The sequence below is a fragment of the Bacteroides hominis genome (genome assembly GCF_033042785.2).
Taxonomy (GTDB): domain Bacteria; phylum Bacteroidota; class Bacteroidia; order Bacteroidales; family Bacteroidaceae; genus Bacteroides; species Bacteroides hominis.
The window spans coordinates 354,240-376,082 of the sequence record NZ_CP178829.1 but is presented as its reverse complement, the minus strand read 5'-3'; the positions used below and the strand labels follow the sequence as shown (position 1 = coordinate 376,082).

Genomic DNA, 21,843 nt, shown 5'->3' with positions numbered 1-21,843 from the left:
ATGACCGTTGTATACGAAGACAATCATATTATAGTAGTTAACAAGACCGCTTCCGAAATCGTTCAGGGAGACAAAACGGGGGATACTCCTCTTTCAGAAACAGTTAAGCAATATCTGAAAGATAAATATCAGAAGCCCGGAAATGTCTTTATCGGTGTAACCCATCGGCTGGACCGCCCCGTGAGCGGTCTTGTTATTTTTGCGAAAACCAGTAAGGCCTTATCCCGGCTGAATGAGATGTTCAAGAACAGTGAGGTCAGAAAGACCTATTGGGCTGTTGTGAAAAATTGCCCGAAGCAACCTGAAGGTGAACTGATACATTATCTGGTACGTAACGAAAAGCAGAATAAGAGCTATGCTTATGATAAGGAGGTTCCCAATAGTAAGAAAGCAATTCTGAGCTATAAGCTTATCGGCCGTTCGGATAATTACTTCCTGCTTGAGGTTGACCTTAAGACCGGACGTCATCATCAGATCCGTTGCCAACTGGCAAAGATGGGATGCCCTATTAAAGGTGATTTGAAGTATGGCTCTCCACGTTCCAATCCGGATGGTAGTATCTGTCTGCATGCCAGGTATGTACGTTTTGTTCATCCGGTATCCAAAGAATTGATAGAACTCGATGCTCCTGTGCCGGATAGTAATTTGTGGCATGGGTTTGAAATAGATATATAGCAAAAAAGCCATTCCCTGAATAGACGAAGTAGGAATGGCTTTTTTGTTGTAGTGTGCTTACTATTATTCGGCAAACTGTGCAAATGCTCCTGGTGCTGCGACCGTTGTAGCAGTTGTATCAGCTACTTCTTTTTTAGGCTCGGTTTTCACAGTGTCTTTGACCTCTTTCTTTTGATCTTTTTTCACCGGATCCTGTGCCATGGCAAAGAATGATCCACAAGCAAACATAAACATAGCTACTACTAAAACTAACTTTTTCATAATTATTGCTTTTTAAAAGTTTTGATTGTCTGTTTTTTTAATTTCATGTTAAGGTCTAGGTTAAAAACCATCACAAACAAACATAAACATTGCTACTACTATAAAACTAACTCCTTAGTTTTATTTTCATTTGGTTAAACACTTGTACAGAGTATTTCCCAAATGCTGTGCCAGAAAGGAAGGCCTGATGTAACCGGTTGATTTGCAGTATGCTAAAAGAAAGATAAAGATGAAGGATAGTGTAGAACACTGTGGAAAGTGTGGAATGGGGTGTGGAAATATTCCACACCTTGCTGTTCGTTAAAGATCGATTCCGTATAGTTTCAATTTATTATATAATGTTTTGCGGTCAATGTCAAGTAATTGCGCGGCGCGACTTTTATTGTTGCCTGTCTGTCGCAACGCCTCCATTATATGCTCTTTTTCGGTATCTTCATCCCGCAATGCCATTTTGGGAGTTGAGGGTTGCGTCTCCTGTATCTCATTTCCCAGTTCTGTGAGACCAATAAAACTACCTTGTGCGAGCAGTGTGGCACGTTTGATTATATTCTTCATCTGTCTCAGGTTGCCGGGCCAGTGATATTCAAGAAGTGCTTTTGAAGCGTTGGCATCGAAGCCGATAAGTTGCTTGTCAAGTTCTTTATTAGCTTGGTCGAGGAAGAAGTTGGCAAAAAGAAGGATATCTTCTCCACGTTCTTTCAGCGTAGGCATTCGCAAAGTGAATTCATTAATCCGATGATATAGATCTTCACGGAATGTTCCTTTTTCGATAGCTTGTTCCAAATTCTCATTGGTTGCAGATACCAGACGGATATCGACTGTTATTTCTGTATTTGAACCAACAGGACGTATTTTACGTTCCTGTAATGCACGAAGAAGTTGAATTTGTATTTCGTAGCTGAGGTTACCTATTTCATCAAGAAAAATGGTACCTCCGTTTGCTGCTACAAATGCACCGGTTTTGTCAGAGAGTGCTCCGGTAAAAGAGCCTTTGATGTGTCCGAAAAACTCAGAAGCAGCCAATTCCTTGGGGATGGAGCCACAATCGATAGCGATAAACGGTTTGTCGCAACGTTTGCTTAACTGATGAATACGGTGAGCTACATATTCCTTACCGGTTCCGCTGGCACCGTTGATCAGGACTGACATGTTAGTGGGAGCTACCAGGCTGACATAATTATAAAGTTGTTTGGCTGCATCGCTTTCTCCCTCCAGATAGGAATGGGATTCCTGTTTGGTTTTGGGACTTTTACCATGTGGGGCTACCTGTAGAAGAGGGGATTCTTTAACTTGAAGGGCTTCAGTTATTTTTTTGAGTAGCTCTTCAGGATTAACCGGTTTGGCAATATAATCTTGCGCGCCCAATTTCATGGCTTGTACTGCTGATTGGATGTCTGCATATCCTGTCATGATAATCAATGGGATATGAAGTTCTTTCTCACCCATCCATTTCAATAGATGGATGCCATCGTGGTCGGGAAGTCGTAAGTCGGAAAGAATCAGATCTGTCGGTTGTGCATCGATGTGCTTTTGCGCACGTGCAATGTTACTTACCGATGATACATTAAACCCTTTTTTGCCTAACCAGGTTTTTAGCATCATTCCGAACGTAATATCATCTTCAACTATCAGTATGGATCTCATGATGTTAGCTTTTGCCTCTTTTTGTGAGCTACAAAGGTAAGAGGTTTTGAGGTAAAGTCGTATATTTGCAGACTTAAATTAAATAAAAGCGTTATGAGAAAGAATTTTTGGATATTATTAATTATACTGGTTTGCGGTGCAGTAGCTTGTAAACCGGGACAAAAGAAAAATGGAAACATGGAAAAAGAAACTGTATTGAAAATTGAGACCTCTTTAGGAGATATCAAAGTGAAATTGTATAATGAGACTCCAAAACACAGAGATAATTTTATTAAATTGGCTGAAGACGGAACATATAATGGGACGCTGTTTCATCGCGTAATAAAAGACTTTATGGTGCAAGCCGGTGATCCGGAATCGAAAAATGCTCCGAAGGGTAAGATGTTAGGTTCGGGTGATGTCGGCTATACAGTTCCGGCAGAGTTTGTATATCCTAAATATTTCCATAAGAAAGGTGCCTTGTCTGCTGCTCGTCAGGGCGATGAGGTAAATCCTAATAAGGAGTCATCCGGCTGTCAGTTCTATATTGTTACCGGAAAAGTGTTCAGTGATTCGACTCTTCTGAATATGGAACAGCAGAAGAATCAGAATAAAGTGACTGAGGCTTTTAATGCTTTGGCACAGAAACATATGAAGGAAATCTATAAAATGCGTAAGGCTAACGATCAGGATGGACTTTTCGCTTTACAAGATACTTTGTTTATACAGGCTGAGGCTGAAGCTGCCAAACAACCGGATTTTCATTTTACTCCTGAGCAGATAAAAGCTTATACTACCGTCGGAGGTACTCCGCATTTGGATGGTGAATATACAGTTTTTGGAGAAGTTATAGAAGGTATGGATGTTGTTGATAAAATTCAGCAGGTAAAAACGGACCGCAGTGACCGTCCGGAAGAAGATGTGAAGATTATCAACGTTTCTGTTATCGAATAAATATGCTGCAGATCAACAGGCATATTCTGAGCAATGGCTTGAGGCTGGTTCACTCACAGGATGCCAGCACGCAGATGGTTGCACTCAACGTTCTTTATAATGTGGGAGCCAGGGATGAAAACCCGGAACATACCGGGTTTGCTCACCTTTTTGAGCATCTGATGTTTGGGGGCTCGGTGAATATACCCGATTATGATGCACCGCTTCAATTAGCGGGAGGAGAAAATAATGCCTGGACCAATAATGATATTACCAACTATTATCTCACTGTACCCCGGCAGAATGTGGAAACTGGATTTTGGCTTGAATCTGATAGGATGCTGAGTCTTGATTTTAGTGAGCGCAGCCTGGAAGTGCAACGTGGAGTGGTAATGGAAGAGTTCAAGCAACGCTGTCTCAATCAGCCATATGGTGATGTCGGGCATTTGTTGCGCCCTTTGGCATATCGGGTTCATCCCTATCAGTGGCCTACCATTGGTAAAGAATTGTCCCACATAGCCAATGCAACATTGGAAGAGGTCAAAGATTTCTTTTTTCGTTTTTATGCGCCCAATAATGCTGTGCTTGCTGTCACCGGAAATATATCATTTGAAGAGGCCGTAAGTCTTACGGAAAAGTGGTTCGGACCCATTCCCCGTCGGGAGGTTCCTTTACGGCAGTTGCCCAAGGAGCCTGTCCAGACAGGAGAGCGCCGCCAGGTAGTCGAGCGGAATGTGCCGCTTGATTCGCTTTTTATGGCTTATCACATGTGTGACCGTTTGGATGCCGATTATTATGCATTTGATATTTTATCGGATATTTTAAGTAACGGACGTTCCAGTCGCCTGAATCAGCATCTTGTACAAGAAAAACAATTGTTTTCGAGTATTGATGCCTATATATCAGGAACGATTGATGCCGGTTTGTTTCATATCAGTGGTAAACCGGCTGCCGGTGTATCATTGGAAGAGGCCGAGGCAGCCGTACGTGAAGAGTTGAACGAGTTGCAAACTGCTTTGGTACAGGAACATGAACTTGAGAAAGTGAAGAATAAATTTGAGTCTACCCAGATATTTGGAAATATCAATTACCTGAATGTAGCGACGAATCTTGCATGGTTTGAGTTGAACGGACAAGCAGAAGATATGGAGAAGGAAGTAGAACGTTATCGTGCTGTAACTGCCGACCGTCTGAAAGCAGTGGCACAAACCGCATTCCGTGAAGAAAATGGGGTGGTACTTTACTATAAGAGTAGCAAGGGAGAGCAGGAATGAGACTTATATATAAGAATCATTATAAAGCACTATTTCTTCTTGGCCTTCCTATTGTCATCGGGCAGGTGGGAGTGATTGTACTTGGTTTTGCCGATACCTTGATGATTGGGCATCACAGTACCAATGAACTGGGGGCGGCTTCCTTCGTCAATAATATGTTTACGTTGGCTATCATTTTCAGCACCGGATTCTCGTATGGGCTTACACCCATTGTTGGCGGTTTTTATGGTGTGCGTAAATTTGCTGCTGCAGGACAAGCTTTGCGTTGTAGCTTGCTTGCCAATCTTTTGGTGGGCATTTTGCTAACCGGAATTATGGCGATTCTTTATCTGAATGTGGAAAGGTTAGGGCAGCCGGAAGAATTGCTTTCTCTGATCAAACCCTACTATCTGATATTGCTTGCTTCATTAATTTTTGTGCTGTTATTTAACGGATTCAAACAGTTTACTGACGGAATAACCGATACCAAGACAGCTATGTGGATACTTCTGGGTGGTAATGTGCTGAATATTGTAGGAAATTATATACTGATTAATGGTAAACTGGGATTCCCTGAGTTGGGACTATTGGGAGCCGGAATCAGCACATTGTTTTCGCGCATTGTCATGGTGTTGGTTTTTGTATTGGTCTTTTTTAGTAGTCGCCGTTTTTTGCGTTATAAACTGGGATTTATCCGTTTAGGATGGTCGCGTGCGTTGTTTCGGCAGTTAAATGCTTTGGGGTGGCCTGTCGCTTTTCAGATGGGGATGGAGACTGCTTCATTTAGTTTGAGTACGGTGATGGTAGGATGGTTGGGCACTATTGCTCTGGCTTCCCATCAGGTGATGCTCACTATCTCACAGTTTACTTTTATGATGTTTTATGGGATGGGAGCGGCAGTGGCTGTACGGGTCAGCAATTTCAAAGGTCAAAACGATATCGTTAATGTGCGACGTACGGCTTATGCCGGCGCACATATCATATTGGCTATGGGAATCGTATTGTTATCCATTGTTTTCTTTTTCCGATATCAGGTGGGAGGATGGTTTACTGACAATACGGAAGTGTCAGCGATGGTAGTCGTTCTGATGGTGCCTTTTCTGGCTTATCAGTTTGGAGACGGAATGCAAATCAACTTTGCCAATGCCCTGCGTGGCATTTCGGATGTAAAACCTATGATGCTGATTGCTTTCATTGCCTATTTTATTATTTCTCTCCCGGCCGGGTATTTCTTTGGTTTTGTCATGGGGTGGGGATTGTTCGGAGTCTGGATGGCTTTCCCTTTCGGCCTAAGCAGTGCGGCAGTCATGTTATGGTTACGTTTCAGGTATAAAACAAGATAAGTTATGGCTATTCCTTCCCGTTTCACAAAAGTAAAGATCGCGGCGGGGTATACTTTGTTGCTGGTCGTGTTATTGTTCTCTCTGTTGTTCGTACATAGGGAGATGGAGAAATTGTCTGATACGGATGATGTACAAAGTTTACAGACGGACAGTTTGCTTCTTCTGTTGAAAGAAAAGGATGAAAATACTATCCGGATGCTTCAGATCATCAATGAAGCGAATGAAAGCATGATTACTCCGGTTGAGTTGGATTCCATTATTGCCGAGCAGGATACGGTGATCACCCAGCAGCGTGTGCAGCACCGTATCATTACCAAACGCGATTCTGTTATTACCAAGCGAAAAAAGAAGGGTTTTTTTAGGAGGCTTGGTGAGGTTTTTGTGCCTTCAAAGGAAGATACTGCTGTATTGGTCAATACAGCAGTAGAGTTTGCCACGGACACTATTCTTGAGTCTTATAACCCGATTGACTCGTTACATCAGCGTATACGTACGGTAACCAAGCGGAAGGCAAAGCCGGCAGTACGCCCTAATTATAATGCCCGCCTCCGTCGGATGAACAGGGAACTGACCACTCGCATAGACAGTATGATTACAACTTATGAACAGGTAGTCACCCGGCGTGCTGTGGATAATGCGTCCGAACAGCAAGAGCTTCGCAATAGATCCACTCGAACTATCGGAGGAATTGCCGTTGCTGCTGTATTGTTGTCTGCTTGTTTCTTGATTATGATCTGGCGGGATATTACCCGTAGCAATCGTTACCGTAGAGAATTGGAAGAGGCCAATAAACGTGCAGAAGCATTACTTGAGGCCCGCGAAAAGTTAATGCTTGCCATTACTCATGACTTTAAAGCTCCTCTGGGTTCTATTATCGGATATACGGATTTGCTTTCAGGGTTGACAACGGACGAAAGGCAACGATTCTATCTGGACAATATGAAAAGTTCTTCGCAACATTTGCTTAAACTGGTAAGTGATTTGCTTGATTTCCATCGGTTGGATCTGAATAAAGCAGAAGTCAACCGGGTTACATTCAATCCGGCACAACTGTTCGAAGAGATTCGTGTAAGTTTCAAACCACTGACCGATGCCAAACACTTAGCTTTGGACTACAGTATAGATTCTGAGTTGGATGGACGTTTTATCAGCGATCCTTTACGCATCCGGCAAATTGTGAATAATTTGCTTTCGAATGCTGTGAAATTTACAGTAAAGGGCAATATCGCATTGAATGTCACCTACCATTCATCCAGTGTCCGCATTGAGGTTGCGGATACGGGTAAAGGAATGGCGCCCGGCGATCGTGAGAAGATTTTTCAGGAGTTTACCCGGTTACCCGGAGCACAGGGGGAGGAAGGATTTGGGTTGGGACTTTCTATCGTTCACAAACTTGTGACGTTACTTGAAGGCTCGATTAGCGTGCAAAGTACGCTGGGGGAAGGAAGCCGTTTTATTGTCATTTTGCCACTGTATCCGGTAGGGCCTGTTGTCGGGGAGAAGCAGGAGGAGGCAGTTGCTTCAACCTCAGTTTCAGACCAGGCTGGTGATAGAGAAGAAATATCCTTCCAAAAGCTAAATCATGTTTTATTGATTGATGATGACCGGATTCAATTGGCACTGACCGCGGCTATGCTTGAGCAGCAGAATATTCGAGCTACTTGCTGTCAGCAGCCGGACGAGTTGATAGAACAACTTCGTACTTCTTCATTTGACGTATTGCTGACTGACGTTCAGATGCCTGCCATTAACGGGTTCGATTTGCTGAAGTTATTGCGTGCATCCAATATTCCTCAGGCACGTGCTATCCCGGTTATTGCTGTTACTGCACGTAGTGAGATGGGCGAACAGGATTTCCGGGAATATGGGTTTGCGGGATGTCTGCACAAACCTTTTACGGTGAAGGAACTGTTAGCGATAATAACGGGTGAAGTCCTTGAAAATTCGTCAATCAGGCCGACGGAGACCTCTCTTGATTTTCGGGCGTTGACGGCTTTTTCCGAGGATGACTCGGAAGCAGCTTCAGCTATTATTCAAACTTTTATTGAAGAAACGGAGAAAAACCGGAGTCGGATGGAAGAATCTGTCCGGACCATGGATGTGGATGGGATAGCAGGGATGGCACATAAGCTGCTGCCTCTGTTTACTTTACTTGGGGCTTCAGGAGTACTTCCCTTACTTTCGTGGTTGGAGCAGCGCCGTGGAGAAGCTATTTCGGACGAAATTGTACGAAAAGCAAAAGAAGCCCTTCAGCAAGTAGATATCGTGCTGACAGAAGCGCGCCGGTATGCGGCAGAGGATCAGTCCCGGTGATTGTTGTGAGTCTACTCATATATAAAATCATCGTCACTTTAATCTTTTTCCGGATAATTTTGTTTTCTTTGTATCACTTTTTACATTGAGACACAAGCTTCATGAAACGAAAATGGATCAAATGGGTAAGCTGGATTTTGCTTACTCCTGTCATACTCTTTGTGATACTGATGGTATTACTCTATATTCCTCCCGTACAGAATTTTCTGAGAAAGGAGGCTGCTGCTTATGCTTCCGAAGCGACCGGTATGCAGATTAATGTCCGGCGTATCGATTTGCGATTTCCTTTAAATTTGCTGGTAAGAGGGGTTGAGGTCATTCAGACTCCCGATACATTATTATCACTTGAAAGTTTCAATGTGCATGTGCAGGCACTTCCGCTTTTTCGTGGAAAAGTAGAAGTGGATGATATCACTCTTCGTCAGGTGACTGTTAACTCTGCTGACCTGATAGATGGTATGCGTCTGAAAGGTGTCTTAGGCAGCTTTAAACTCGAAAGCCATGGGGTGGATTTACCCAATGAAGTAGCTGTTATTAATCGGGCCGAATTATCCGATACCCATGTTCAGTTACTTCTGAATGATACTACTGCTACACCGAAAGATACTGCTCAGAGTGAGGTTCGTTGGAAAGTTGATTTACGCCATTTGAAATTAAAGAATGTTTCCTTCAGCATGCAGTTACCGGCAGACAGTATGCGTTTGGCAGCCCATGTGGGAGACGCACAAATCAATGAGGCCGAAGCCGATTTGAAGAATCTGCGTTACGGGCTTCGCAGCTTTTTGTTGTCGGGTACTTCTGTGAATTATGATGTGGGTTCGATGGAACCAGCCGAAGGCTTTGATCCGTCACATATTGCTTTGCGTGATATACGTATCGGGCTCGATTCGATGTATTATCGCGGGCGTAATATGAATGCTGTCATCCGTGAGTTTTCGATGAACGACCGGTCCGGGTTAAGTGTCACTTCACTTACCGGGCGTGTGTTTGCCAATGATACTGTCATCCGGGTGCCGGACTTGAAACTGTTGACACCCCATTCTGAAATAAATTTTACGGCACAGACCTATTGGGAGTTGGTGAATATTCCTACGACCGGACGGCTGACCGCACGCTTTAATGCGATGATCGGGAAGCAGGATGTTCTGCTTCTTGCCGGTGGGTTGCCTGATAGCTTCAAGGAGGCCTATCCTTTCCGCCCTTTGGTGATACGTGCCGGTACGGAGGGCAATCTGAAAGAGATGCAGATCACTCGTTTCAGCGCTGAGCTACCCGGAGCTTTCTCACTTTCGGGAGGTGGGGAGTTGCTGAACCTGACTGATAGCGTGGAGCGGTCGGCTGTTATCGACCTGAGAATGCAGACCCAGAATCTTAATTTCCTGACAACTCTGGGTGGAACAAGGGCGGACAGTTCTCTTGTCATTCCCAATCAGATGTCGCTTGTCGCAAAAGCCCGGATGAAAGGTCCGCAATATATGGCGCAACTCTTGCTGAAAGAGGGTGAGGGATCACTGAATGTAGATGCGGCTTACAATGGAAGTACCGAGGCTTATCGGGCCGATCTGAAGGTGGAAGCCTTGCAGCTCCATCATTTCCTGCCTAAAGACTCGATTTATGAACTGACTACATCGGTAGCAGCAGTAGGCAGGGGAACGGACTTTACTTCTTATCGTACGGTTGCTTCACTGAAAGCTTCGTTGGAGTCACTCCATTACGGACGTTACCGTATTTCGGGAATTGAAGTGACCGGTGATGTTAAGAATGCACTTGCCACAGCCCATGTGGTTAGTGACAACCGGTTGTTGAAGATGAACGCCAATGCCGAATATCATCTTGCCAAACCCTACATGGACGGAAAGGCTGATTTGGATGTTACCCAACTCGACTTGTATGAACTGGGTATTGCTCCCAAACCCTTGAAGCATCCTTTAGCTTTTAATTTTACAGCAGAGGCTCGTCGTGACCGTATTTTCACCCATCTTACGGCTGGTGATATGAAACTTAACCTTTCGGCACGTTCCAGTCTGGACAAGTTGATTGAACAATCTATTCACTTTGCCGATGTGCTGATTGAGCAGATTGATAAAAAAGAGCTTGATCATGGAGAATTGCGTAAGGCGTTGCCTACTGCCATTTTTTCGATGTCTGCCGGTAAAGAAAATCCCCTGGCATATTATCTGGCAACAAAAGATATTGCTTTTCATGATATGGGTGTGAAGTTTGGCACCGCTCCCGATTGGGGTATCAACGGAAAAGCTGCTATTCACGCATTGAAGATGGATACCCTGCAATTGGATACGATTTACTTTACTGTCAAGCAAGATACGACTCGCATGAGTTTGCATGGAGGAGTCATCAACGGGCCCAAGAATCCGCAGATTGTATTTAAATCGAGTATTGCCGGAGAAATACGCAACGATGATGCCGAACTCACGTTGCGCTATGAAAATGATAAAGGAGAAACCGGTGTACTTTTCGGTGTGAATGTCCGTCCATTGGTTGAGGGAAGTGGAAAAGGGGAGGGACTTGCTTTCACGCTGATACCGGAGAACCCCATTATCGCTTTTCGGAAGTTCCACTTCGTAGACCGGCACAACTGGATATATCTTCATAAAAACATGCGTCTGTATGCCAATGTCGATATGGTAGATGATGAAGATATGGGATTCCGAATGAAATCAAACCAGAGTGACACCGTGTCATTGCAGAATATTGACGTGGAGTTGCAACGCATCCGGTTGGCTGAGATCAGTAAGGTACTTCCTTACCTTCCTGATTTGTCCGGTCTCTTCTCGGCTGAGGCCAATTATGTGCAGACAGCTACTTCTTTGCAGGTATCTGCCGAGGCCAGTATCGATGAACTGACTTATGAGCGCCAACGTATCGGAGACGTTGCACTTGGGGTAACGTGGCTTCCGGGTGAAAGAGGGAAACATTACATCAGTACTTATCTGACCCATGAGGGTGAGGAAATTCTGATGGCCGACGGTTCGCTTCATCCCTCGGTAACCGGTAAGGACAGTATCGAGGTAAATGCCACAATGGAGCATTTCCCGCTAAAGATAGCCAATGCTTTTGTACCGGATCAGGTTGTTAACCTTTCGGGTGATATGGATGGTGGACTGCACATAACCGGAGATACGGATCAGCCATTGGTCAATGGTGACCTGATTCTGGACAGCGTGTCGGTCTTCGCCCGTCAGGCGGGAGCAAGGTTTACGTTCGACAACCGTCCCGTACAGATTAAGAACAGTCGTTTGATGTTCGACAAATTTGCTATTTTTACCACCAGTAAGAATCCTTTCACGATTGATGGTACAGTCGATTTTCGCGATTTGAGCAGTCCTAAAGTGAATCTGTCGATGTTGGCGGAAAACTACATGCTGCTCAACGCTCCCCGTACTAAAGAGAGTCTGGTATATGGAAAAGTGTTTGTGGACTTTAATGCAACTTTGCGTGGTCCGGTGGATGCGTTGGTGATGCGTGGCAATATGAACCTGCTGGGCAATACGGATGTCACCTATGTCTTGATGGATTCGCCGCTCACTGTGCAAGACCGGTTGGGGGACCTGGTTACTTTTACTTCTTTCAGTGATACGACCACCGTACAGAAAGAAGAAGCTCCTGTCGTGTCACTTGGCGGACTCGATATGATTATGACTGTGCAGATTGATCCCGGAGTCCGGTTGAAAGCGGATTTGAGTGCTGACCGCAGCAGCCGGGTCGAATTGCAGGGAGGAGGTAATCTGAGCATGCAATATACTCCACAAGGAGACTTATCTCTTTCAGGACGATATACCCTTACGGGGGGAATGATGAAATATGCCCTTCCTGTGATTCCGTTGAAAGAATTCAATATAAACAATGGCAGCTATGTAGAATGGACGGGAAACCCGATGGACCCGATGCTAAACCTGAAAGCCACCGAGCGCCTTCGTGCTTCGGTAGGCAGCGAAAGCGGACAGTCGCGTATGGTTAACTTTGACGTGTCGATTGTCGTGAAGAATCGTTTGGATAACCTTTCGCTGGCTTTTGAAATTGATGCACCCGATGATGCAGAAGTGCAGAATCAGTTGGCTTCTATGAGTGCTGACGAACGTGGGAAGCAAGCCATTGCCATGCTGGCTACCGGACTCTATCTTGCAAATTCCGGAAGTTCCGGAGGTGGCGGACTGAATATGGGATCGGCACTAAACAGTATACTTTCCAGTCAGATCAACGCATTGGCGGGTAATTTGAAGAATGCCAGTTTCTCGATGGGGGTAGAAGACCATGATGCTGCCGATGCAGGAGGAAAGCGTACCGACTATAGTTTCCGTTATTCACAGCGTTTCTTCAACGATCGTTTCCAGATAGTGCTTGGCGGCAAGGTATCTACCGGTGCACAAGCTACAAATGATGTTGAATCGTTTATCGATAATATTTCTTTGGAATATCGTCTCGATACATCCGGAACCCGTTACATCCGTCTTTTCCATAATAAGAATTATGAAAGTGTGCTTGAAGGAGAAATTACGGAGACCGGTATCGGTTTGGTACTGCGTAAGCGTATCGACAGATTAAGTGAGTTGTTTATTTTCCGTAAAAAGAAGAAGACATCTCCTGATACACAGAAGGCTTCATCAACCGGTGAAGCACATCAGTAATTGATTAATAAAAGAGATTAAAATAGGATGATACGTAAAAAGATATTTCATATATTTCTTGGCACCATACAAGCCGGTTTGGTAATGCTGCTTTTGGGAGCTTGTTCTACGACCAAACATTTGCCCGAAGGAGAAGTGCTTTATACCGGATCGAAAACTATTATTGAAAACCGTCCGCAGGCACCTTTGACGGACGATGCCCTGACAGAACTGGATGCTGCGCTCGAAAAGGCTCCCAGTACAAAGGTGTTGGGATTCATTCCTATCCCTTTTAAAATGTGGGCTTACAACAGTCTGGTTCATTATAAGAAAGGATTCGGGCGCTGGCTCTTTAATCGATTTGCCGCCAATCCTCCCGTATTCATTTCTACTGTTAATCCGGAGATACGTGCCAAGGTGGGTACTAATTTGCTGCACGATTATGGATACTTTAATGGTACGGTCCGTTATCAGACTCTGCCGGACAAGAAAGACAGCCTGAAAGCAAGCATACGTTATACGGTTGACATGAAAGACCCTTATTATATTGATACGGTTTATTACACTCGTTTCAATCCGCGTACGTTGAGAATCATGGAGAGAGGGCGACGAGGTTCGCTGTTGACACCGGGCGAACAGTTCAATGTCAGTGATCTTGATGAAGAACGTAGCCGTATCAGCGCTTTGCTGCGTAACCGGGGATATTTTTATTTTCGTCCGGATTACATGAAATATCAGGCGGATACTCTGTTGAATCCCGGACATGTCAGTCTCCGGCTGATACCTGTACCCGGGCTTCCGGAAGCAGCCCAACGCCCATACTATGTAGGGAAGACATCAGTTTATCTGTATGGAAAGGGTGGAGAAGTGCCTAACAGCACACTTGAATACCGTGGACTTGACATTCATTATTATAAGAAAATGCAGGTGCGTCCGAATATGCTTTACCGTTGGCTGAATTATCAGGCATATGTCCGCAATGATTCTTTACGTAACTCCGCCCATAGCCGCTTGTATAGCCAATACCGGCAGACACGTATTCAGGAACGTCTTTCACAATTGAGTATTTTCCGTTATCTTGATCTGCAATATATACCTCAGGACTCTACGGCAACATGTGACACACTGAACGTACGTTTACAGGCTACATTTGATAAACCGTATGATGCCGAACTGGAATTTAACCTGACGACCAAGAGTAACAACCAGACCGGGCCGGGGGCATCTTTCGGGCTGACTCGTTACAATGTATTCGGTGGGGGAGAAACGTGGAATGTAAAATTGAAAGGTTCTTATGAATGGCAGACCGGGCAGAATAAAGGAAGTTCATTGATGAATAGCTGGGAGATGGGAGTGTCTACGGCTTTGACTTTCCCCCGGGTGGTATTTCCTTCTTTCGGAGGACGTGAATATGACTTCCCGGCAACAACTACTTTCCGTTTGTATATCGACCAGCTGAACCGTGCTAAATATTATAAACTATTGGCGTTCGGGGGGAATGCCACTTATGATTTTCAGCCGACTCGTACCAGCCGTCACAGCCTGACACCCCTCCGGGTGACTTTCAATGTGCTGCAACATACAACAAAAGCTTTTGAAGAGATAGCCGAACAAAATAAGGCATTGTACCGCAGTTTACAGAATCAGTTTATTCCGGCCATGGAATATACTTATACGTTTGATAACGCAGCTTTGCGCGGGGTGCGTAACCCTATTTGGTGGCAGACTACGTTTACTTCTGCCGGAAATATCACTTCCGGCATTTACCGTATTTTCGGACGGAAGTTTAGCCAGAAAGACAAAAAGTTGTTTGGTGTTCCTTTTGCTCAATTTTTAAAGGTGAACAGTGATTTCCGTTATACTTGGAGGATCGACAAGAATCAGTCCATAGCCAGTCGTGTTGCAGGAGGAATTATCTGGGCTTATGGCAATACTAATACGGCCCCTTACAGCGAGCAGTTCTATATCGGAGGTGCCAATAGTGTACGTGCTTTTACTGCACGGAGCATTGGTCCGGGTGGATTTCGTCCCACGAAAACATCCAAGGGGCTTTATCTGGACCAGACCGGGGACATCCGTATGGAGGCTAATGTAGAATATCGTTTCCGCATTTATGGTGACTTGCATGGTGCTGTCTTTTTGGATGCAGGTAACGTCTGGATGTTACGTAAAGATGATGAGGCGCCGGAGAAGCAATTGCGCTGGAAGACTTTCGGTAAACAGATTGCTTTGGGAACGGGTACCGGTTTGCGCTATGATCTCGATTTCCTTATTTTGCGTCTGGATTGTGGCGTACCTTTGCATGACCCATACGATACGGGAAAGAAGGGATATTACAATGTGACCGGTTCTTTCTGGAAAGGGCTGGGGGTACACTTTGCTGTAGGTTATCCGTTCTAAAATAGTCGATGGCGATGAACGGAGTAAGAAAATTCTTCATACTTCGTTCTTCATTCTTCATTCTATTTTGTACTTTTGCAACGATATCTGATGAGACACATCACTAACCTTTTAATATTCACAGTTATGAAACCAACATTATTTGTGCTTGCTGCCGGCATGGGCAGTCGTTACGGAGGATTGAAACAATTGGACGGACTGGGTCCTAACGGCGAAACTATCATGGATTACTCTATCTACGATGCTATTCGTGGTGGATTTGGTAAAGTTGTATTCGTTATCCGTAAAGATTTTGAGCAGGATTTCCGTGATAAGATTCTGAGCAAATACGAAAATCATATTCCGGTGGAACTTGTGTTCCAGGCATTGGATAACCTGCCCGAAGGCTTCACTTGTCCTGCCGACCGTGTAAAACCCTGGGGTACTAACCATGCTGTCCTGATGGGTAAAGATGTTATCAAGGAACCATTTGCCGTTATCAATGCCGATGACTTCTACGGACGTGACAGCTTTGCTGTATTGGGTGCCGAACTGTCTAAGATGGACGGTAAAAAGAACGACTACTGCATGGTAGGTTACCGTGTAGGAAATACGCTTTCAGAAAGCGGATCTGTAGCCCGTGGCGTTTGCGAGACAAATCCGGAAGGTTATCTGACTACTGTGGTAGAGCGTACTGCCATCGAACGTATCGACGGTAAAGTATCATTTAAGGACGAAAACGGTGAAATGCAGACAATCGGTGATAACACTCCGGTTTCAATGAATATGTGGGGATTCACTCCCGACTATTTTGCTTATTCGGAAGAGTACTTCAAAGAATTCCTGAAAGAAAACGAAGGAAACCTGAAATCAGAATATTTCATTCCGTTGATGGTAAACAAGTTGGTGAACGAAGGCACTGCTCGTGTGAAAGTTCTGGATACTACAAGCAAATGGTTCGGCGTGACTTATGCAGCCGATCGTCAAGGTGTAGTAGATAAGATCCAGGCATTGGTAGATGCAGGTGAATATCCTAACAAACTGTTCTAAAGCTAATTTGCTCATTTCTATAATGTAGATTTTGAAAGGGACGTCTTTGTGAAGATGTCCCTTTTTAATATCAAGCCGGATCACACCTCTTCTGTGTGATTCCTTCCGATGAACTTTAAATCACCATTCGGGTTATGATGGTAAAGATTGTCAATTTGTCAAAGTGTCAAATTGATAATATGATTTCTCTATATCTCGTTTTTTCGGACCGCAATCCGATAAGGTTCATAAAAACGGCTTACAGGCAAATATCCGTTTGCGCTTTTGATTTTGTTTCATTCATAATGGCGGTAAATGGAAAGGAAGTATGACCTTCCTGTTTCTAAATCTTTTCTTCGAGGAGTTTTGCCTACTCTTTTGATACTTTGTAAAGGGCGACCGAAGAAAGGCAAGCAGGAAAAAATCAGTTGCTCTCGCCACCCGATTATCGTTACAATATATGTAATCTGCCAAAACATATAGAGATATTCAGAAAAGAAGTAAGCATTTTCCGAAAATGCTTACTTCTTTTCACCCGAATGCTTACTTCTTTTGGGGTAAATGCTTCCTTCTTTCCGAGAAAACAAAGGTGCAATCGGCTAAAAATCCCGGCTTTTCTGCAGAAAAAATCTTTTACTGGGCTCTGTTTCTTCTGCTTTGACCCGGAAACAAAAAGGGCTTGTAAGTGAAACCTGCAATTCGGTGTCTTTTTGATGTCTGTGTTTGCAAATGGGTGTCGATTCTTTATAAGGAAATAAAGTGTATGAAGCTCCGGAACGAATGAAAAAGGATGAATATTCAGGATGTGCCACATATTTGCACTCTTTTCGTTGCTTATTTCAAAATATGTGTTTATATTTGAAATATTCCTTGATACTTAATCCTGATTATGTATGAAAGAACTCCTTATTCTGATTGCCCTTTTTTTCTCTTTTATTCGGCTGTCTGCCCAGTCCGATTCTATCTGGCCTCATGAGAAACTTTATGTCCATACGGACCGTGCCAATTATGAGCGCGGCGACACGGTGCGGTTCCGTGCTTACCTGATGGATACCCGCCTCGAGGCAACGGCTTACAGCCGTTACGTTTATGCCGAACTGTTGGCTGACAGTCAGGTCATCTCCCGTGAGATGGTGAAGGATGATCACGGTGTCTTTTCCGGTTACATCTCTTTGGGTGATACGCTTCGTTCCGGCAATTATACGCTTCGTTTCTATACTCGTCATCTTTCCTCTTTGCCCGATCCCCGTTATTTCTATCGTCAGATTATTGTCGGCGGTCGTCCCTTTCAGGATTACCGCAAGGAGAGTGTGACTCGTATGGCGGCTTCCTATCACGTCTCTTTCTTTCCCGAAGGCGGACATCTTCCCTCGGGTTGTGTCAGTCGTGTCGCTTTCAAGGCTTTGAGTTCTGACGGTTTGGGGACAGATGTTCAAGGCTTTGTGCTCAATCAGCGTGGAGATACCGTCACCACACTGAGTTCGGTTCATCGGGGTATGGGCTTTTTCAATCTTGAACCGATTCCCGATGATAGTTATACAGCGGTATGTCGTAATCGTGAGGGTAAAGAGTTACGTTTCGCCCTTCCGAAGGTTGAACCGGTTTCTGCGGTAGCCCTCCGTGTCGATATTCGTAAGGATGACTTTTGGGTGCGTCTGAATTCAGGTACTGTCGTGTCTTCGGGTTATTCCCTTCGTGTCGAATATCGGGATAGTGTTCTTTTACATGCGGCTTTTTCCGGCTCCACCCCATTGCGTGTACCTCGCTCTCCGCTGCCTCCGGGTGTACTCCGTTTTGTTTTGTTGGATGGTTCGGGCGTCCCCTTAAGCGGCCGTACCGCTTTCAATTGGAACCCTTCCGTGCGTGCTGATGTTGATTTCTCCGCTTGCCTGAAAGAGGATAAAGGACGTTCATTTTGGGATATTACTATGGGGCTTCGTGATACTTCCGGTGAGCCGTTGAGCGGTACACTCTCTGTTTCAGTTACCGACGACCGTTATGCTCTTCAAGATACCACGGTCAATATTCTTTCCTCTTTTCTTCTGAGTTCCGATCTTCAGGGATATGTTGAGGATCCCTCTTTCTATTTTTCCAGTGATGACTCCCGTACCTCGTATCTGTTGGACTTGTTGATGCTGACTCAGGGTTGGGTGAAATACAGCCTTGTTCCGTCCCGCAGTACCTTTTTGGTAGAGAGTAGTCAGTGCATTAGTGGCAAGGTGGTTTCCGAATATTCCGAGAAGAAGTGCATCCCTGATGCGGTTGTCACTTTATTCTCTTTCGATAAAACGGTTATGCTTCAGACGAGGAGTGACGCTTCGGGCTGTTTCCGTTTCGACAGTCTTTCTTTTCCTCAAGGTACGCATTTCATTCTTCAGGCGCGTAAGGAAAAAGGGGGTACGGGTGTGGCGCTGTTAGTCGACCGGGATTCCATTCCGCCTGTGCATTCTTCTCTTCCCATTTATGCGGATTGGTTTCGTGCGGAGATGGACGAGCCGATTGTTGCCGAGCAATCCGGTGATGATCCTTCTCCGGCAAGCGTGGATATGTTTCAGCGGTCTTCTACCGATCCTTTTTCTATGGAGCAATATTTAGACGAAGTTGTTGTTTCCACCCAGAAGATTGAGAAAAAGAAACGGTATGCAATCGAGTCTTTAATGGCTCACTCCGATTGGAATAAAACTTATCATGTGGACGAAATGACTCTTTCACCTTATTCATCTATCAAAGATTTATTGATTAATATTCCCGGAGTGGGGCGGGCAGTCGATTCACAGGCAGGAGATTTCTTTTATATAACACGGTTATGCATGGGGATGAATTCTACTCCTCCTCCGGCTCTATTGATGGTAGATGGACTGGAAACTTCTTATTCCGAACTTGTTGCTATTCCTGTATCCATTGTCGAATCCGTCGAGTTGGTAAAAGATGCTGCCCAAATGGCATATATTGGATCTAAGGCATCGAATGGCGCTATTCTGATTAGTACAAAATCGGGTTTAGGTACTATTGGTAAGAAAGCATCTAATTTTAGGATGATTCGTCCCATGGGGTATCAGCTGAAACGTGAATTTTATTCGCCTTTCTACCCTATCGTGCAGAAGTCGGCAAATAACAGTGAAAATAATTGCAAAACGATATATTGGCTTCCTGCTCTTCCGTTAAATAAAACCGGCTCCCAGTTGGAATTCAGTGATCCGGGACAAAGCCGGTTAACTTTTGTTGTTCAGGGTATCGCTTCAAATGGTCAGTTGGTCAGTTTGATACGTTCTTTAAAAAAAGAATAGTGGTGCGGTAGCATTATTTCTTTGGGTAATGTCCGGAAGAATCGATTGAACTGTCATTCCGGATATTTATTGCTGTTTCCGAAGATGCATATTTATATAGATTCTTTTTCGCAGTCTGCATAATTGAGTATCTTTGTTGCCTCAATTCCCTTATTTATAGAAAGAAGTGATTTCAGTAGAAGGATTAACAGTAGAATTTAACGCCACACCATTGTTTGAGGACGTTAGTTATGTCATCAATAAGAAAGACCGCATAGCCCTGGCGGGTAAAAACGGTGCAGGAAAATCAACGATGTTAAAGATCCTGGCCGGACTGCAAAGTCCGACACGGGGTGTTATAGCTATTCCGCGTGATGTAACGATCGGCTATCTGCCGCAGGTGATGATTCTCGCCGATAACCACACTGTGATGGAAGAGGCAGAACTGGCATTTGAACATATTTTCGAGCTTCAAGCCGATTTGGAGAGGATGAATCAGGAGTTAGCCGACCGCACTGACTATGATTCTGAAGAGTATCATAAACTTATTGACCGTTTTACGCACGAGAACGACCGTTTTCTAATGATGGGAGGGACTAACTTTCATGCAGAGATAGAACGTACCCTCTTAGGATTGGGCTTCAGTCGGGATGACTTTAATCGTCCTACCAGTGAATTTTCCGGTGGATGGCGTATGCGGATCGAGTTGGCAAAACTTTTGCTCCGCAAACCGGATGTACTGCTGCTCGATGAACCTACCAATCATTTGGATATTGAGAGTATCCAATGGCTGGAGAATTTTTTATCTACCCGTGCCAATGCGGTAGTACTGGTCAGCCACGACCGGGCTTTCCTGAATAATGTAACTACCCGTACCATCGAAATAACCTGTGGACAGATATATGATTACAAGGTGAAGTACGATGAGTTTATTGTTCTGCGTCAGGAGCGTCGTGAACAGCAGCTGCGCGCTTACGAGAATCAGCAGAAGCAGATTGAAGATACAGAGGCTTTCATTGAGCGTTTCCGATATAAAGCAACTAAGGCCGTACAGGTTCAGAGTCGTATGAAGCAGCTGGAAAAGATAGAGCGGATCGAAGTGGACGAAGTGGATAACTCAGCGTTGAGGCTTAAGTTTGTCTGCTCCAGCCGTAGTGGCAACTATCCTGTAATCTGCGAAGATGTGAAAAAAACTTACGGATCGCATGTTGTCTTCCATGATGTCAATCTGACCATCAATCGTGGTGAGAAGGTTGCTTTTGTGGGAAAGAACGGCGAAGGTAAGTCTACCCTTGTGAAATGTATCATGAGCGAGATTGATTATGAAGGCAAGCTTACCTTGGGACATAATGTACAGATAGGTTATTTTGCACAGAATCAGGCACAGATGCTTGACGAGAACCTGACTGTTTTCGATACGATCGACCGGGTGGCAGTGGGAGATATCCGTCTCAAAATACGCGATATACTGGGAGCCTTCATGTTTGGTGGTGAAGCCTCGGATAAGAAGGTAAAAGTGCTTTCGGGGGGGGAGCGCACCCGGCTGGCAATGATAAAATTATTGTTGGAACCTGTGAACTTCCTGATACTCGACGAGCCTACCAATCATTTGGATATGCGTTCGAAGGATGTATTGAAAGAGGCCATACGCGAATTTGACGGTACAGTAATTATTGTCAGTCATGACCGTGATTTCCTGGACGGACTTGCGACTAAAGTATATGAGTTCGGTGGTGGTGTAGTGAAAGAGCACTTGGGAGGTATCTATGATTTCCTTCAAAAGAAAAAAATAGAGAACCTGAACGAACTTCAGAAAAACAATCCTTTGTCTGTCTCACCTACAGGCGGTAAGAAAGAGGAAGGAGCTGAAGAGGGGCTATCCGAAAATAAACTGTCCTACGAAGCACAGAAAGAATTTAATAAGAAGATAAAGAAACTGGAGCGCCAGGTGGCAGACTGTGAAGCTGCCATCGAACAAACAGAATCGGCTATAGCTATCCTTGAAGAGAAGATGGCTACACCCGATGGTGCTTCGGATATGTCACTTTACGAACAACACCAGAAGTTGAAACAACAACTTGACCACACGGTGGAAGAGTGGGAACGTGTTTCAATGGAGCTGGAGGAGATGAATGAAAAATAA

Annotated in this window: 11 protein-coding genes and 2 pseudogenes; 10 read left to right on the top strand and 3 right to left on the bottom strand. The window is 44.6% G+C overall.

Annotated elements, in window-relative coordinates; all coding sequences use genetic code 11:
* Positions 1 to 675, top strand: coding sequence for an RluA family pseudouridine synthase (locus tag R3O62_RS01625; RefSeq protein WP_005783026.1), 675 nt, complete (start codon positions 1 to 3; stop codon positions 673 to 675).
* Positions 676 to 738: 63 nt separating this feature from the next.
* Here the strand turns inward: R3O62_RS01625 and R3O62_RS01620 are convergent, their stop codons facing one another.
* From R3O62_RS01620 to R3O62_RS01610, 3 genes and pseudogenes are all read right to left on the bottom strand, one after another.
* Positions 739 to 936: a hypothetical protein gene (locus R3O62_RS01620; protein ID WP_032543743.1), complete on the bottom strand. Its 198-nt coding sequence runs from the start codon at positions 934 to 936 to the stop codon at positions 739 to 741.
* A 300-nt stretch (positions 937 to 1,236) separates the two neighbouring features.
* Positions 1,237 to 2,157 (bottom strand): annotated as a pseudogene (locus R3O62_RS01615) (sigma-54 interaction domain-containing protein); the annotation flags it as partial.
* Between the two features lie 54 nt (positions 2,158 to 2,211).
* Positions 2,212 to 2,583: pseudogene (locus R3O62_RS01610) on the bottom strand (response regulator); the annotation flags it as partial.
* A 90-nt stretch (positions 2,584 to 2,673) separates the two neighbouring features.
* On the opposite strand from R3O62_RS01610, the gene R3O62_RS01605 reads away from it, so the two are divergent.
* From R3O62_RS01605 to R3O62_RS01565, 9 genes are all read left to right on the top strand, one after another.
* Positions 2,674 to 3,513 (top strand): peptidylprolyl isomerase, encoded by an 840-nt coding sequence (locus tag R3O62_RS01605; RefSeq protein ID WP_005783032.1) that lies wholly within the window; start codon positions 2,674 to 2,676, stop codon positions 3,511 to 3,513.
* Positions 3,514 to 3,518: 5 nt separating this feature from the next.
* On the top strand, positions 3,519 to 4,766 hold the full coding sequence (locus tag R3O62_RS01600; protein WP_005783034.1) for a M16 family metallopeptidase: 1,248 nt from the start codon (positions 3,519 to 3,521) through the stop codon (positions 4,764 to 4,766).
* Positions 4,763 to 6,088: an MATE family efflux transporter gene (locus tag R3O62_RS01595; RefSeq protein WP_022011171.1), complete on the top strand. Its 1,326-nt coding sequence runs from the start codon at positions 4,763 to 4,765 to the stop codon at positions 6,086 to 6,088. The genes R3O62_RS01600 and R3O62_RS01595 overlap by 4 nt, the downstream gene beginning before the upstream one ends.
* Before the next feature lie 3 nt (positions 6,089 to 6,091).
* Entirely contained in the window at positions 6,092 to 8,401 is a 2,310-nt protein-coding gene (locus tag R3O62_RS01590; RefSeq protein WP_022011172.1) for an ATP-binding protein, read from the top strand.
* Positions 8,402 to 8,502: 101 nt separating this feature from the next.
* A complete protein-coding gene (locus tag R3O62_RS01585; protein ID WP_317472938.1) occupies positions 8,503 to 13,047 on the top strand; it encodes a translocation/assembly module TamB domain-containing protein in 4,545 nt (1,514 codons plus the stop codon).
* A 27-nt stretch (positions 13,048 to 13,074) separates the two neighbouring features.
* Positions 13,075 to 15,426 (top strand): BamA/TamA family outer membrane protein, encoded by a 2,352-nt coding sequence (locus R3O62_RS01580; RefSeq protein ID WP_022011174.1) that lies wholly within the window; start codon positions 13,075 to 13,077, stop codon positions 15,424 to 15,426.
* A gap of 126 nt (positions 15,427 to 15,552) precedes the next feature.
* Complete coding sequence (locus R3O62_RS01575; RefSeq protein WP_005783042.1) at positions 15,553 to 16,455, top strand: hypothetical protein; 903 nt, start codon at positions 15,553 to 15,555, stop codon at positions 16,453 to 16,455.
* Positions 16,456 to 17,327: 872 nt separating this feature from the next.
* Positions 17,328 to 19,721, top strand: coding sequence for a TonB-dependent receptor plug domain-containing protein (locus R3O62_RS01570; RefSeq protein WP_005810944.1), 2,394 nt, complete (start codon positions 17,328 to 17,330; stop codon positions 19,719 to 19,721).
* A gap of 166 nt (positions 19,722 to 19,887) precedes the next feature.
* Positions 19,888 to 21,843 (top strand): ABC-F family ATP-binding cassette domain-containing protein, encoded by a 1,956-nt coding sequence (locus R3O62_RS01565; protein ID WP_317472939.1) that lies wholly within the window; start codon positions 19,888 to 19,890, stop codon positions 21,841 to 21,843.